Below are 15,961 nucleotides of genomic sequence, written 5' to 3' on the forward strand. Positions count from 1 at the left end.
GAAGCGTAGGTTCAACTGGCAAGTACAAATAAGTAGAAATGTTTGAACAACACCGTTTTAGGAAGTTGAAAAATCAAGTTTCTCTCTCGGTATAGCGTTTATTTTGGCCAATATCTTCTTTAGTTTAGCATTTGTGTATTTCCCATTCGTGTTCTATTTAGCTCCTTATTATGAGTATGTAGCAAGTTACTTATCAAATTCAGCCTCTTTGAGGGTCAAATATGGTTTTGCAAATGGTGACTGACAAGACATAAACAAGGTCAGCAGGAATTTTTTACATAAATGGACATGAATGTATATAACCTAAAATAAGAATAAATTTTAATAAGGGCTGCCCAAAAAGAAAAAAATGCAGTTGCCATCCTATAGATACTTGCAGAAAGGATAAAATTTACTTTTAGACCTTTTGGGATAGCCCTTATTAATACTTCAGATAAAATTCCTTAGGTTATATTTTCAATCCTTTGGACCGGGTTTCCTCCTTGGCATACAGTCCCGGACGCCCGATTATGACATGGTTGGCAACGATACTATCCGCCGGACTGCGTATCTGCGGCGGTGCATTTTCGGGATATTGCGCCTGCCTGTTCCTCACATCTTCCGCTTCCGGCTTGAGCTGTTGCCCTTCATTCTCCTTTTCTGCGACTTCGGGCGTGGGTGGCGCAAGCTCCAGCTGAATTTTTCGGTCAAGGGCGGCAAGTTCGGACTTCAACTGCTTCAGCTCGTCCTCCTTCTTCCACACCTTACCCGCTATCTCCTGTAACTGCGGTATCTCCATCTCCAGCACCTCGTTCTTCGCCTTGTACTGGTCGATGATGGAGGGTATCCTCTCCATCGCGTTGAGGAAGTTGCGGGCGGCGGCCAACGGGTCAGCCATCGCCAGATGCCCGTTGTTGTAGGTGTACTTGTAGTTCCCCTCGACCACGAAGCGGTTGTCGGTGAACTCCAATCCCTCTTTGAGTATCCTTTCGCTCACCACCTTTATCGGAAAACCGTAAAGTTCACCGACCTGCGTGTACAACCCTCCGGTCGTGGCATTCTTGGCTATCTCCTGCAAACGCTTTCCGATGACCTTCTCATCGGCGGAATCCACTCCGTCCACCTTTATTATATTAAGGCGGTTGCCCTCCTTGTCGGTCTGCACCACCGACAGGAAGCGGTTCCAGTCCTCCGTCATGGCATCTATGAAAGCCGTGTTGTTGCGCAACTCGCCGGTCTTTGACTCCAGCTTGAACTCCGAATCACGCTTGCCCTTGTTGAACGACTTGCGTTCCCCTTCGAGCGATGCGATCCGCTTTTCCAGTTTCGCCTTGTCCAACAGGTCGGTATTGCCGGAGAGCAACGCCATGTATTCCGAGAAATTCATGCCCGATTTTTCGTCCATTGCCCCCTCGTCGATGGTACGCGCACCCATCGCACCGCTTTTGAGCTGGCTTATGAAAGTCTGCTTGCAGTGCAGGAGGTTGAACTTGTAGCTGTCCAGTGACTTCTCCACCGCGTAGATGATTACATCCACGTTGTTCCCGGCGAAATGTTTGGCAATCTCATTACCTGCCCTAACTCCGCGTCCGTCACGCTGTTGCAAGTCGGACGGTCGCCACGGCGTATCGAGATGATGGATAGCCACACACCGTTTCTGGGCGTTCACACCCGTTCCGAGCATAGAGGTAGAGCCGAACAGCACACGCACCGTCCCGGCGTTCATGGCGTCTATCACCGCCTTCCGCGCCTTGTCGGTCTTGCACTCCTGAATGAAGCGCACCTCGCTTGGCGGTATACCGTAGTCCTCCGTCAGTTTGCGCTTGATTTCCGAATAGACGTTCCACCCGTCGCCCGGCTGGTATGTCCCCAAATCAGAGAAAACGAACTGCGTGCCTTTCTGGGCGTCGTATTTTTGATAATACTCCGCGATCATCTTGGCACAGTGACTCGCTTTGTTGTCGGGATGATCTTCGTAATTCGGGTCTATCATGCGCATGTCGAGTGCCATTTTCCGGGCATAGTCCGTGGCGATGAGCATCTTCGCCTTTTCTTCCGTTTCCGAAAGCGGCAGCCTGCCCAACAAGGTGGCATCGCCCGTCTTGGCGAACTGCATCAGTTTCTGTATGAAGTCCTCCTGTTCCGGCGTGGGCGGTATATGGTGCAGTATCTCGTTCTTGGCAGGACGGTCAACGCCCACATCCTCCGCCGTGCGGTAGTCCGTGATTTCATTATAGAAGGCGGCAAGCTCCGGCACTTTGATGAAGTAGCGGAAACGCTCCTTCTGGACCACATTGTTCGTCACGTTAAATTCAAAATCCGTCGTCTTCTTGGCAAATATCGCCGCCCAAGCGTCGAAACACCTTATGTCCTGCCGTTCCAGCTCCTTCGGGCGCAGGTACTTGAACAGCAGGTACAATTCAGTCAGTGAGTTGCTGATAGTCGTGCCGGAGAGGAAGGTCGCACCCAAGTCTTTTCCTGTGCGCTCCTGTATGGTGCGTATGGCAAAGAGCATGTTAAGTGCCTTCTGGCTTCCCTCGCTGTTTCCCAATCCCGCCACACGGTCGTGGCGCGTGTTGAAAGTCAGATTCTTGAACTGGTGGCTCTCATCTATGAAGATGTGGTCGATGCCCATCTGCTTGAAATCCACCACGTCGTCCGTGCGTGACTTTATGGCGTGTTCCACCTTCTCCAGCTTCGCTTCAAGGTTGTGCTTGCGCTTCTCCAATCCTTTCAGCATCGCCCGCGACACGTTCTTTCCCTGCTGCCGTAGCACTTCGAGGTTTTCCTCCACCGTGTCAAGCTCTGCTTGCAGGATGCGCTGCTGCAATTCCGGCGACTGCGGTATCTTGCCGAACTGGTCGTGCGACATGATGACGCAATCGTAGTCGTTGTTCTTTATATTATTGAAGAAGCGCACACGGTTGGCGGTCGAAAAGTCCTTCTCCGAAGCGTACAGAATACGTGCGTTGGGATATGCCGCCTGATAGGTGGCTGCAATCTCCGCAACGTTGGCTTTCAGCCCGATAATCATCGGCTTGTGTGCCAAATTCAGACGCTTCATCTCATGCGCGGCGATGCACATTATCAGCGTCTTACCGGTTCCCACCTCGTGGTCGCAAATTCCGCCGCCGTTCTGTTTCAACATCCAGACGCAATCCATCTGTGAGGGATAGACGCTCTTGATACCCCGGCTTGCCAGCCCTTTCAGGTTGAGGTCGGGAAAGGTCTGATGGGAGCCGTCGTAGCGCGGGCGCACGAAACAGTTGAACTTGCGGTTATACATCGTCACAAGCCGCTCCTTGAACTGCGGCGACTGCTCTTCGAGCCATTCGGAGAAGCCGTTTCGTATCTCGTCAATCTTGGCGTTGGCGAGTTGTATTCCCTCGCTGTCGCGCATCTTGATGTCGTTGCCATGCTCGTCCTTGCCGATGGACTTCATCATGTCAGGGCAGGTGTTGTGCAGGGCGTGTTTTAGGAGGTGCATACCGTCATAGTTCCGGTAATACCCCTTCACCAGAAACTCGTCCGTGATTTTCATGGTGCGGTAGCCGCACACCACCGAAAACTCGTCCATGCTTGCGGAATAGGCGATTTTCACCTCCGTGTCGAACAGCCGGCTCATGTAGGCGGCATAGACACCCGTCGGAATCCAGCGTTCCCCGAAATTGAAGTCCAGATCCTCGAAGGCGATGCGCTGCGGCTCGGCATCTTTCAGAGCCTCCAACGCCTGCTTCACCTCCGGCATACGCTCATTTTCGGGATTGTCACCCATCCATGCCTCTATGCGTTCCGCTTTCTCTATGACATTTCCGGCGATGAAACGGTCTTTGATTTCGTAACCGGTCACGAGCGGATTGTAGTAGATGCGCCCTTGCAGGGCAGTGAGCAAATCCTCCGCCGTGCTGTCGGTTATCTCCCGCATATAGTCGAGATTGACCGTACCATATTTGTTGAGCGACGCAGACAGGGCTTCTTCGGGAGAGCCTACGTTGGCATGGCTCTCCACCGCGAAGGAAACAGGATGCTCGAAGATGTCCGCCTTGACGAACTTTCCGTTTTCCATCCGTTCCAGCGAAAGGATGTCGCGCCCGCCCGCATCCATCATCACTAACTTCACGTTCTGCTTGGCGTTGAGGTTGCCGTAGCGCATGACAAACTCATCGTAACAGGTATTCAGATGCTCTCGCCACGGAACATTTGCCTCGCGCCGGAGCGATTCATAACGGTACAGACGCTCGTAGGCGTCACGCAGCGACACATACAACAACGCCTTTTCCTTCTGGTATCCTTTCAGGTCGAGCGGCTGGAATGTCGCCCCGTATGGCGTGATGTCTTTCAGGTAGCCGATGTTATGACGCCCCCGGTCAGCCACCAGCGACCCTTCGCGCAGGTGCATCTCCGGCGTGCGGTGGTAGGCACGCGGAGAAAGGTCCACGACTTCCTCCTTCGGCTTTTCCGCTTCGATGTCGGGGAAAAGGAAAGTCCCCACCGCTTCCGATGGGGTATCTGTAACGGCAGGTGCGGCGACTGCCTCCGGCTGTGTTTCCTCCTGTCGTGGCTGCTCACGGGAAGTTTCCGGCACGGCTTTCACTTCCGTCTTTTCCGCCACTTGTTTCTCGTTATGCTGCCTTGCCAGTTCCCGAAGTTCTTTCCTACGCTCCGGCGTCAAACCCATCATCATTTCATAGAAACCGTTGATGGGAGGATTGGTATCCCAGTCCAGTGTGGCATAGATGTCGTCCGGGTCGGCAGGCTTGGCGGTGTTCTCCGCTTTCACCTCCTTATTCTCCATTGCGGGTTTTGCAGTTGGAGCTGTCGGTGTAACCGTGACTTTCGGTTTGGGCGGAGTGGACTTTGCCGTAACTGCCTTTTTCACCGTCTTTTTCTTTTTGGAGGTTTTCGGTTGGCTGACCTCTTCCGTCATCCCCCAGAGGTCAAGCAGGGTGAGCTGCACGCCTGCGGAATATTGCGGGCGCGGTTCTATCTCCGGCTTTTCATCTGCGGGTTGCGGCTTTTCTGTCGGAGTTTCCACCGTCTGCGCCGAGGATACTGTTTCCAATTTTATGGCAGGACGCTCTACTTTATTTTGAACGGCAACTTTTTCTTCCGTTCCTGCCTGCCGGATTGAACCCGAATACAAGCGCATGGCAAGCCTGTAATGGAAATCCTCGTCGAGCATACGGCGCAAATCCCCGGCGATGCCTGCTGCCTTGCCCTCGTGCAGATAAACCATAGCGGGCTTCCCGTAGGGGTCTGTGTCAAGTTTCGCCATCGTATGCACGATGCGTTCCGGGTGGTGGATGAAATAGGCGTTGTCGGTCAGGGCGGTTTTCGTGTCCGTCTGTATCACGGTCATCAGCCGCTCGTCCTGCGACATTTCCTTCTTGCTGAGGTTCTTTTGCAGGACAATCAGGTCACTGCCCACCTCCGTGCCCGCGTTGTCCGTGAACAGGTTGTTGGGCAGGCGTATCGCGGATACCAGATTGGCCTGACTGAACAGCTCGTTACGCACGGAGGTCTTGGTGCTATTCAATACCCCTTGCGAGGTGATGAACGCCACGATACCGCCGTCACGCACGGCATCCAGTCCTTTGAGAAAGAAATAGTTGTGGATGGTTTTCTGGGCGGAGCGTCTGCCGAAAGAGTCGCTCCGCTGAAACTCCGCGTCGAACACGGCAATGTCACCGAACGGAATGTTGGACACCGCCAAGTCGAAATAATTGTTGAACGGTCTTTCGATTTTCTCAAAACCGCAGGTGCGCATTTTCTGGTCGGGATAGAGATGCCTCAAGATTGTACCCGTGAGCAGATCCTTCTCGAAAGCCATCACATCCGCATTGGGGCTGTGCCGCAGCATGGAATCCACGAACACGCCGACACCTGCCGACGGTTCGAGCATACGGGCGGGGCGGACGCTGTAATCTGCCAGCACGTCCGCGATGGTGTCGGTTATCTCTTTGGGGGTGTAGAAAGCGGTCAGCACGGACGCTTTCAGCGAATCCACAAACCGCTTGTACTCTGTTTCGTCCTTGCTGTTCTCACGGATAAGCCTGTGCAGCTCCACCGTCGGGGCGAACAGTTCGAGGTCGGATTTCGCCCACCGGACGGCATCCGTCAGTTCCTTTGCAGGGTTGAGGATACATTTCAGACCGCCGAAACCGCAGTACCTTTGAAGTATGGCACGCTCTTCGGTTGTCGCTGTCCTATTTTCCCTGTCAAGGATGAATGCCGTCCGTATCGCCTCGATGTTGTCCCGCAGTTTCTGTTTGCGGTTAAACGCCATATTCGTCTAAGTAAAGGACGGTTGCTCCCGTCAGCTCCGTGTAGAGCAGGTCGTAATCGGAAGACAGGGCGAAATTGTCATCCGAGAGGTCATAGACGGAGAACACGTTGCCGACAAGCGGCAGCAGTTTCAGGACAAAGGCTTCACGCTTCTCTTCCGGCACTTCATCGGCAAACTCGTTTTCCACGACTTCGCGGAGGATGGCGTAACGGGAATAATGCAGCCCGCGCAGCAGCGTGTCCATCGCCAGTTCCTGCGCACCATCGGCGGGATAGCCTTCAAGCCGTGCCCTCTCATACGTTTCGGCGGCACGGTCGGCCCGTTCCCGTATGAAAGCGGTGTCGTCAGCCTGTTCAAACTTGTTCGTGCGGAGATAGTCCAGCAGGTACAGACCGTAATAGGAAAAGTCGGTCTGACCCTCGTTTTTCTTCTTGTTGTTCATTACTTTGGATTTAGCGGATTGATAATTAACGGGATAATCGGTTGGAAAAAGGAAGAAAAAGGCACTCGGTATCCCTCCGAGTGCCACCACTAAATCCAAAGTATGAGTGTAATCCGGTATCGAAGAACAATTCATTACTCTGAACAAGTGGCAAAGTTAATACTATTTCTTCCGTCCTGAAAATTTCTTGTCCTTTTTAGCCTCCGGGAACACAAAAGTCGTGTTATATTCCCCGTCAAAGGCGACAACAGCATCGAAACTCTTGCCCTGTTTGCTCTTGAACCCTTTGAGCAGCTTGGTATGCCCTTCGGTGAGCAGGTCTTTGATTTCATCGTCGGACAGGGTGCGTCCCGCTTTCAGCCGGAACACGGGCAGTCCGCACTCCGTGTTGTCGCAGCGTACCACCTTGCCGTAGAACCGCATCCTGCCCGTGCCACACTTGGGACACGCGCAGCCGGAGTCACGGCTGCCGAAGAGCTTGTCGCACGAGATCAGTTCGGAGGTTATCTCACGTGTGTACGCCTCTATCTCCTTGCGGAAGGTGTCGTCGGACAGTTCCCCGCGCTCGATACGCGCCAGCTCCTTTTCCCATTCGCCCGTCATGGCAACATCGGCGATGCGCATCGTCTTGACGACGGAATTGAGGGCAAGTCCTTTTTCGGTGGGAACAAGCGACTTCTTGCAGCGTTCCATGTAACCGCGCTTGAAAAGCGTTTCGATGATGGAGGCGCGTGTGGCGGGAGTACCGATGCCACAGTCCTTCATCGCCTGCCGCAGTGCGTCGTCCTCAATTTCCTTGCCCGCCGTTTCCATTGCCGAGAGCAGGGTGGCTTCGGTATGCAGCGGCTTGGGTTTGGTCTTTCCTTCGGTAATGGACGAGCCTTTCGGTGTCAGCGTGTCGCCTTCCTGCCAGCCGGGGATGGTAATTTCCTCTTTTTCCTCGCCATAGACGGCACGCCATCCGGTTTGCTTCACGACGCTGCCTTTTACGGTAAACTCCACTCCGGCACATTCCGCCGTGACAGTGGTCACATCCTTGACGCATTTCTCAGAGAATGCCTCGACCATGCGCCCGGCAATCATCTGATAGATGGTATTGTCCTCTTTGGAGAGGAAGAGCGGTTTCTCACCCGTGACGAGCAGGGCATGGTGGTCTGTCACCTTGCCGTCGTCCACGCTGCGGCGTGTCGGGGCGGCTTTTGCCCGCACCTTGTCTTTCCATTCGGGCTGTGTGCCGATGAAAGCGAGCAGTTTGGGAATTTCGGCAAACACGTCTTCGGGGATGTAGCGGCTTCCCGTTCTCGGATAGGTTATCAACTTCTTTTCGTAGAGTTTCTGCGCGATTTCAAGCGTCTGTTCCGCCGTGAAGCCGTGCTTGGCGTTGGCTTCTTTCTGGAGCGTGGTCAGGTCGTAGAGCAAGGGAGTTTCCTCCGTCTTCTCCTTGCGCTCGGCTTTCGTGACAGTGGCGCAACCTGCCGCCTTTACCTTATTATATAGTTCCATCGCCGGTTCTTTCTCTTTCCATTTCTCGGAGGATGAGAATTTCACGACTTCGCCGTCGCAACCGTCCGTTGCGATATGGAGCTGCCAGAATGCTTCGGACGTAAAGCGGCGGTTCTCCCAGTAGCGTTCACATACCATAGCCAACGTTGGTGTCTGCACCCGCCCCACGGAATACGTGCCGTGTCCGGCGGCGATGGATAACGCCTGTGTGCCGTTGATGCCCACGAGCCAGTCGGATTCGCTCCGCGCTTTGGCGGCGAGGTAGAGGTTGTCGTATTTGCTGCCGTCTTCGAGTTTCCGCAGTCCCTCGCGGATAGCTTTGTCGGTGAGAGAGCTGATCCACAGGCGCACGAAAGGAGTGGTGCAACCCGTATAGTGGTAGAGGTAGCGGAAGATAAGCTCTCCCTCGCGTCCGGCATCGGTCGCCACGATGATATGTTCGCTTGTGTCGAACAGTCTTTTGATGACTTTTATCTGCGACACCACGCCGCTGTCGGGCTTGTAACCTTTCTCCGTCCTGACCTGACGGGGGACGAGCGTGAATGTGTCGGGAATAATCGGGAGGTTGTCACGGACAAATCCGCGCACGCCGTAGCCGTCGGGCATGGCAAGCTGAACGAGGTGTCCGAATGCCCATGTCACGGCATAACCGCCTCCCTCGAAATATCCTTCCTCTCTCTTTGTCGCGCCCACGATGCGGGCGATTTCACGTGCCACGGAGGGCTTTTCTGCAATGATTGTCTTCATGTCTTCTTCTTTTTTGTTGATACTTTGGATTTTATTTTGGATTCAGTGGCGGACACGGGATTACATTTTCATGCCCTTGCCCGTTTTCTTCTGCGGCTTCTCCTGCTGCTGTTGCTGGCGGGCGTCCTTCGAGTTGGTCTGACCTTTCTGCAACGGCTCTCTCAGATTCTTTGTAGCCTCGTTGGTCTTGCCATCGTTGTTCACCGCCACCTGCGTGCGGCTCTCGTTGGACGGAGCAACCTGCTGTGCATTGTCAGGGTTCGTGTCGTAGCGGTACGGGCGTCCCTTCTCCGGGTTGAACTTGATATACATCGTGGCATGGAAGCCCTGCTTGTCGGTCACGTTCTCCAGCTTCACGGCTTTACCCGCCACATAGTCGGCTTTCTGCTGGTCGGTGAAGCTCACGCCGCTCCATTTGCTGATGGGGCGGATGCTGCCGTCCTCGTTCGTCCACGTGTTGCGGCGTTGCTCCTTCTTGGTCTGTGCGGCATTTTCCCCGCCCTGCGCCTGACTTTTCGATGTGTCGCCTTTGGTTTCCTGTGTCTGTGCGGTACGGGGCGACTTGCCGGTTCCCGGCACGAACTCCACGCCGCGCTGCTCCACGTTCACTTGCAGGGTGGTGACGAACTTTCTGCCGTCGTTGCGCTCGATGAGCTTGTCGCGTACGGGCAGTCCGGCGCGGAGCATGTCCCGCTCCTGCGTGGTGATTTCCGTCTTGCCGATGCGCTCCGGGATGCGCACCCTGCTTGCCGGAATGTCCGTGATTTCATTCGTCTTGCGGTCGATGCTGATGTAGGAGGGGATGATCTCGCCCGTTTCCCTGTCCACAATGTCCACGACCCTACCGAGATTGCCCGTTTCGCGGAGGTTCTTCCGGTCATTGTCGGAGAATTTGTGTTCCTTGTACTCATCCAGCTTCTGCTCCTTGCGGATGAAGTGCGGCACGAGGCTGATGTTTCCCTCACCGTCCTTCTTGAAGGAGAGGCGGGCGTCCAGCTCGAATGATTCGCCGCCGAAGGTCGGTTTGACCTTTACCAAGTCGGACTTGCCATAGTTGAGCATCTTCGTAAGGTCGCCGGACTTTTCAAGGTTGTCCCGCTTTACGCCCCATCTGTCCTCCAGCTCCTGCCAGTTGATTTTACTCTCGTCGATGGGCTGGTAGCCACGTTTGCCCTGCATCTGTTCGGATTTGTCCTGTTGCTGTTCTTTCCGTTGTTCCATGTTCTCCTGTTTTTGAGGTTCTTGTTTCTCTGTCTGTTGTGCTGCCATCTCTTCCTGCACCTTCTTCTCATAGTCGGAGGTGTCCACCTTGTGAGGGGCGAGCAGCTCCTTGTTCGCTTCGGGGTCTTTCAGCAGTTGCTTCATCACCTCTAAGAGATTTTCAGCTTGGTCTGCCGCAATGCGGTAGAAACCGAAGCGGCTGGGTTCCTTGCACTGCCGGAAGAAGTTCTTGAAGAAGTTGTCCAGCACGTCGCCATGTCGGTCGAATTGCAGGAAACTCTGCGCGTTCTCCGCTTTTGCGGGGGTGCGCTTGGGTGTGCCGTCCGCGTTCAGCCCGGCTACCACGCTGATCTCGCCTGTCTTCTCGTCACGGACTACCAGCACGTCCTTTTCGTCTTTTTTCTTTGCCATCTGAAAAATGTTTTAATGGGTTATTTATGAAAGAAATTATGGATACGAGCCTTGTAGAAGGCTATATCTTCCTTTTTGAAGTCCTTGATATGGTTGGAAAGGAATGTCAGCACGTCCTCCTCGCTGTAATAGGTCTTCTTGCCCAGCGTCTTGTAGGGCAATGCGCCTACGCTGCGGTAGCGTTGGAGGGTGCGTTTGCTTATCTGGAGCAACATGCACAAATCCTGATTGTCGAAAAGGCGGATGCTTTCCGTGATAGTGGGCTGTTTCCCCTCAGCCTTCATCGCCAGCAGCAGTTCGTCCTGACGGTCGAGCCGTTCCATCAGCTTCTGCATCCAGCCCTCGAAGTTGTTTCGTGTGAGCAGTTCCATGACCTATGTCCTCCTTCCTTTTGGTTTGCCGCCCGTGCGCAGCGTGTGGTTGTGGAACAGGGTGTCTATTGTCCCTTCCTCGTTCCTTACTGTGTTGTCCTCCAATAGCCGCAGTATCTCGGAAAGGCGGTAGCGGCAGCTTCCGCGTACCACCACATACTCGATACGGTGGTCGGTGCGCATACGCTGCATGGTGCGCTTGCTCACGTTGAGCATCTTCGCCGCCTGTGCCGTGTCAAGCAGCTTGTCTTCGGTTTCCCGCTTCCGTTTCTTCTCGTCCCTTGCCTCGCGGATGTACCCTGCGATGTTCGCAATCTGCGCCATCATCTCCTTGTAGGCGGAACTTTCCATTGTTATCACTTTCATGTTCAGTCCTTTCTTTTTGTTTCTGCGACAAAATTCGGCAATAAACAAAAGGGGCTTTAACAACTCACTACGTGACTCACGTAAGATTTTTGCGGAAGATGGCTCCGTAACCCGGTCAAACGGCGCAACAGGCAGCCTTTCAGCGGAAAACGATACGTCTTGTATGCCGTTTCGTTACCTTTGCGGCAAACTCTAAATGACATGAATATGGAAATAGTATCTATCGAGAAAAAGACTTTCGAGATGATGGTGGCGGCATTCGGCGCACTCTCGGAGAAGGTCGCCGCCCTGAGGCGCAAAAGCGACACGGGGCGCATGGAAAGATGGCTCACGGGCGAGGAGGTCTGCGGGCAGTTGAGAATAAGCCCGCGCACGTTGCAGACGCTGCGTGACAGGCGGCTTATCGGCTACTCGCAGATAAACCGCAGGTTCTATTACAAGCCAGAGGAGGTGAAGCGGCTGATACCGCTTGTCGGCACGCTCTATCCGCACGGCAGATGATTTGATTTATTCACCCACTGAATCCGAAGTTATGATGAACGAGAACAACGATGTTTTTACGATGGAAGACGAGCCGATAGCCTCTGTGGTGCAGGATATGCGCAAAGGCTCGAAATGGCTGTCCGCATTTCTGGAAAGCTACCGTCCTCCGCTGGACGGGGAACGTTACCTGACGGACGGCGAGGTGTCGGAACTGCTCCGTGTGAGCCGGCGCACCTTGCAGGAATACCGCAACAACCGCGTGTTGCCCTTCATACTTTTGGGAGGGAAGGTGCTTTACCCGGAAACGGGGCTGCGCGGGGTACTGGAAGCGAACTACCGCAAGCCGCTGGAGTGAGGCGGTTTCATGAAAAAGTAAACGGGTGACACCTTTTGTGGTGCTACCCGTTTACTTGTCTTATGGGGTATGTGCAATCAGCAATACCCGGCTTTTCCGTTCTGTATGAACATCACGTATGTCTGCCGTTTCTCTTGTGAGAGTGCCTTTCCCACCAGCCATGTGCGGAACAGGTGGGTGTTGTAGGTATTCACCCTGAAAGCGACCGGGATGATGATTTCAAGGGCGTACACGTCCGCGTGCAGCCCGTTTTCAAGCTGCATGTAGCGGCACACCTCGTAGTCGTTCAGCACGTCCGACTTGCGGACGGCTCTGATGGCGGCGTTCACTGCCGGGACGGTCGTATGGAACAATCCGGCTATTTCGGTGGCGGTCATCCACACGTCGTTACCGGTTACGCTGACTGCCTTGTCCTCGATGATGATTGTGTCACGTTTCATGGCTTTTCTTTTTAGATGGTGCAACCTGCAAATTCCTCGACGCCGTTCAATCTTGCGGCAAGGTTCTCCATGTCCTGATTGAGCTTCTCTTTGGTTATCTTTGCGTAAATCTGCGTCGTCTTTATGCTCTTGTGTCCGAGCATGGAGCTGACCGTTTCGATGGGAACACCGTTGGAGAGGAATATCGTCGTGGCTGCCGTGTGGCGGCTCTGATGCCACGTGATATGCTTGGTGATGCCGCAACGCTTGGCGACGGCACGGATACCGGCAAGGCACGTGTTATAATGCGGAACGGGAAATATCCTGCCGTCCCCGCACAGTCCCCGGTATTTGCCGATTATGCGGTTGGCGATGTCGAGCAGGCGGATGTTGGACACCACGCCCGTTTTCTGGCGGTTGATGTTTATCCACTCGTGTTCGTCGAAGTAGGTGCGGATATTCTCTTCCGTAAGGTTGCGCATATCCGCGAACGACAGCCCCGTGAAGGCGCAGAACAGGTAGAGGTCGCGGTACAATTCCTGTTTGGCGTTTTTCAGTTTCCCCTCCATCAGCAGGCGGATCTCATCTTTGGTCAGGAAACTGCGTGTTGTTTCCTCCTTCTTGATTTCATACTCGCGGAACGGGTCGCGCGTCAGCCACTCGTTGTTGATGGCGATGAATACCATCGTCCGTAACGGGCAGACGTACAGCCACACGGTATTGGTGCAGCAGTGCTTGTCCGTGCGCAGGAACATCTCGAAGTCGGAGATGAAAGCCGGGGTAAGCTCTTTTAGGGCGATGTCCTTCACATGGTAGCGGATGTCGAGGAACTCTTGCATGTGCTTGTAAACGGTGCGGTACTTCAGCAGCGTGCCTTTGGCTTTCATGCCTGCCTCCACCTGCTTCTCGTAGTCCTCGTTGTGCTGGCGGAACACCTGCATCAGCGTGTGGTAGCGGTGTTCCAGTCCGAGAAAGGCGTTCTTCACCTTCTCCGCCGTGACGAAGTTGTCACGCTCCATGATTTCCTGATAATGCCTGTTGATGCGTACCCGCATCTTGTCAAGCATACGGTTCGTTTCGAGTGCCGCCGTGCTTCTGCCCGTGACACGTCCACCTTTGGTGTCCCACAGTTTCGGATCGACAGTCAGTTTGCAGCTGAACTGTGTCTGGCTGCCGTCCACCGTGATGCGTCCCATGACGGGAACTGTCCCGTCCTTTTTCACTACCTGACGCTTGAGGTAGTAGATTACTGAAAATGTACTCTTCATTGTCCTTAATTTTTGGGTTTCAAAATTAGTTGGTGAAGAGTCCGGTGTTGGTACGCAAAACGGGGAGGAACGGCGCAATCTTTTTCCGTAACCTGATTTTTCGCATGAGTTATGGATAACTCACTATTCCTTAGAGCCTTGTTTCGCTATTCGTACCCGTTTGTCGCATTTTCGGGCATGGTTACGAACAAGTAACGTAGCGGCGTCAGGATTTGGCTTCGGCAGGGATTGTAATGGCTTCACGGATTATCGCCACTTCAACCAAAACCCTTGTAACTCAATTCTATCACTATATCTTTCCGCATTTCACTTTTTTGTAGTAACTTTGCATAATAGAAATACAATTGGCAATTCTTTATATTATAAATAACAAAATTGAATTCAGAAGAGGCAAATATCAGCAATTGGATACGACCAAACTCGGAAAATATTACTATTTTTGTAGCCTTAAATATGCTGACTTCAAAATATTTATGGGCAAAATATTAGAGTTTATTCAACAACACAGTGCCGGCAAATACTTTTGCTATGGCTCTAAAAAAGTTTCGTTAGATGACAATATAAATGATGTCTTGTCGTTTGACGACAAAACTGTATCAGAAGCAAAGAAAAGTGTGTTCGCTGAAACTGATTCCACACGCATACATATGGTAACTATTAACCCTGTCTTTATACAAGGTTGCACACCGATATTCCGATTCTTTTTAGATGGTTCTCGTAGAACATACAAGGTTGACGACATTGCAATTGGAAAAAAGATTTTTCCAATAGTTGCTGGTCAAATTATTGTTGGTTGCTGCGAACGCAAGGATAGGGAAACATTCAAACCCTATTTGTTACATCATCGCATAGTACTATCAATGCCTACCGACTTTGATATTGATGATGAAAACAACAATAATAATTTTTGTAAGTTGTATTGCGAGAATGTAAATTCTCATCTGTCTTCATTTCCTTTTCTTGCTGAGCATAATATACGTCTACATGATTTGTTTTTATATGAAACAGATGGCTTTACAGAAGAACTAGGTAAGAATAAATATCTAAGTAGAGCTGTTGCAAAAATTCAAAATGAAATGACTGATGAGGAGCAAATAGTAGTAAACGATCTTTGCGAGAATAATCTTTTAGACGATGATAATTTTTTGCTTAAGGATGGATCTATTGAATATAATCCCCGATTTTCTAATATGGATATGAGTAAGTGGAATCTATTGCGTTCTAATTATAAATATGTTGTAGGAGTCTCTAAATCTTTTGACCCAGAATTAATTCCTGATTTTGAAGGACATAAGTTGTCAAAAACCATAGCGGGGCTTAAACCTTTTCAACGAACAAAAGTTTACCGTTACGAGTCGCAACACTCTGGAGGTTTTTTTGCTGTTTGGTATTTACGCTTACGTAACAGCGATTTTAGAGAGACTAACTTTTCGGATATTGTAAAATGCGAAATGGTTCTTAACAACGAGAGCGATCAAATCCGAACTGCTCTTATTGATTTAATAAGTGCAAATATAATTAGGGAAGCGTATCCAGTATGTTTTGGGAATGATTCACGATGGGCAAACCATCTTTATCCCATATATCTCACAGAAACATTCTGCAAATCGCACTATGCTAATAATGAAATAATCTATAAACTCTTTTAATTATGAGTACCAAAATAATCGGGAAGGTATCTGCTACAGAGAAGTGTCCTTCTACAATAGACGATTTCTATTTTTGGACTGACAAAAAAGAAATATTAAGTCCATTTGATATCGTCAAAGTCGATCATGAACAAGGATCAATAACATATGGTGTTGTTGAAGAAATCAATCACGTAACTGATGCACCGAGTCATTTCACAAGTTACATTTCCAGTGATTTTGGAAATATTGAATCTGACCCAATCGGAAATATGATGCGCCTTGGTATGAACTATGTAAAAGCACGCGTGGTTTGTAATACGGGAAATATTTATACCTTAAATCCGCAACTCCATTCCCGAAGTGCTACCTACATAAAGAGAAATGGACTTTTGATTCGTAAGATAACCATTAAGTCCTCGCGTCCGTTTCAATGCGCATACCATCCCCTTACCCCATAAAGCGACTTGAGGCAATACGCA

General features: G+C 51.7%; 12 protein-coding genes. 4 read left to right on the plus strand and 8 right to left on the minus strand.

Going from position 1 to position 15,961, the window contains the following annotated elements:
* Positions 1–448: 448 nt before the first annotated feature.
* From BARVI_RS12105 to BARVI_RS12130, 6 genes are all read right to left on the minus strand, one after another.
* Positions 449–6,265 carry an N-6 DNA methylase gene (locus BARVI_RS12105; protein WP_004291462.1) on the minus strand — a complete coding sequence of 1,939 codons (5,817 nt, stop codon included), beginning with the start codon at positions 6,263–6,265 and terminating at the stop codon, positions 449–451.
* Complete coding sequence (locus tag BARVI_RS12110) at positions 6,255–6,707, minus strand: DUF1896 domain-containing protein (protein ID WP_004304266.1); 453 nt, start codon at positions 6,705–6,707, stop codon at positions 6,255–6,257. The genes BARVI_RS12105 and BARVI_RS12110 overlap by 11 nt, the downstream gene beginning before the upstream one ends.
* Before the next feature lie 162 nt (positions 6,708–6,869).
* Entirely contained in the window at positions 6,870–8,957 is a 2,088-nt protein-coding gene (gene topB / locus BARVI_RS12115; RefSeq protein WP_004291456.1) for a type IA DNA topoisomerase, read from the minus strand.
* Positions 8,958–9,017: 60 nt separating this feature from the next.
* Positions 9,018–10,589, minus strand: a complete 1,572-nt coding sequence (locus BARVI_RS12120) for a DUF3945 domain-containing protein (protein ID WP_025279457.1) — start codon at positions 10,587–10,589, stop codon at positions 9,018–9,020.
* 20 nt (positions 10,590–10,609) lie between these two features.
* Entirely contained in the window at positions 10,610–10,960 is a 351-nt protein-coding gene (locus BARVI_RS12125) for a helix-turn-helix domain-containing protein (RefSeq protein ID WP_004291454.1), read from the minus strand.
* 3 nt (positions 10,961–10,963) lie between these two features.
* Positions 10,964–11,389 carry a helix-turn-helix domain-containing protein gene (locus tag BARVI_RS12130; RefSeq protein WP_004291432.1) on the minus strand — a complete coding sequence of 142 codons (426 nt, stop codon included), beginning with the start codon at positions 11,387–11,389 and terminating at the stop codon, positions 10,964–10,966.
* A gap of 138 nt (positions 11,390–11,527) precedes the next feature.
* Here BARVI_RS12130 and BARVI_RS12135 point away from each other — a divergent pair, with 138 nt between their 5' ends.
* Together BARVI_RS12135 and BARVI_RS12140 are read left to right on the plus strand one after the other, a co-directional pair.
* On the plus strand, positions 11,528–11,827 hold the full coding sequence (locus BARVI_RS12135) for a helix-turn-helix domain-containing protein (RefSeq protein ID WP_004291426.1): 300 nt from the start codon (positions 11,528–11,530) through the stop codon (positions 11,825–11,827).
* Positions 11,828–11,858: 31 nt separating this feature from the next.
* A complete protein-coding gene (locus BARVI_RS12140) occupies positions 11,859–12,164 on the plus strand; it encodes a helix-turn-helix domain-containing protein (protein WP_004291424.1) in 306 nt (101 codons plus the stop codon).
* Between the two features lie 77 nt (positions 12,165–12,241).
* Here BARVI_RS12140 and BARVI_RS12145 read toward each other — a convergent pair whose 3' ends face one another.
* Positions 12,242–12,604 (minus strand): hypothetical protein, encoded by a 363-nt coding sequence (locus BARVI_RS12145; protein WP_004291423.1) that lies wholly within the window; start codon positions 12,602–12,604, stop codon positions 12,242–12,244.
* Positions 12,605–12,615: 11 nt separating this feature from the next.
* The gene (locus tag BARVI_RS12150) at positions 12,616–13,851 is read right to left on the minus strand and encodes a site-specific integrase (RefSeq protein ID WP_004291422.1); all 1,236 of its coding nucleotides are present in this window, start codon (positions 13,849–13,851) and stop codon (positions 12,616–12,618) included.
* A 404-nt stretch (positions 13,852–14,255) separates the two neighbouring features.
* Between BARVI_RS12150 and BARVI_RS12155 the strand changes: the two genes are divergently transcribed.
* The gene (locus tag BARVI_RS12155; protein WP_232213984.1) at positions 14,256–15,500 is read left to right on the plus strand and encodes a hypothetical protein; all 1,245 of its coding nucleotides are present in this window, start codon (positions 14,256–14,258) and stop codon (positions 15,498–15,500) included.
* Positions 15,501–15,502: 2 nt separating this feature from the next.
* Positions 15,503–15,940 (plus strand): hypothetical protein, encoded by a 438-nt coding sequence (locus BARVI_RS12160; protein WP_038534393.1) that lies wholly within the window; start codon positions 15,503–15,505, stop codon positions 15,938–15,940.
* Positions 15,941–15,961: the final 21 nt, after the last annotated feature.

This window comes from Barnesiella viscericola DSM 18177, from assembly GCF_000512915.1.
In the GTDB taxonomy this organism is placed as follows: domain Bacteria; phylum Bacteroidota; class Bacteroidia; order Bacteroidales; family Barnesiellaceae; genus Barnesiella; species Barnesiella viscericola.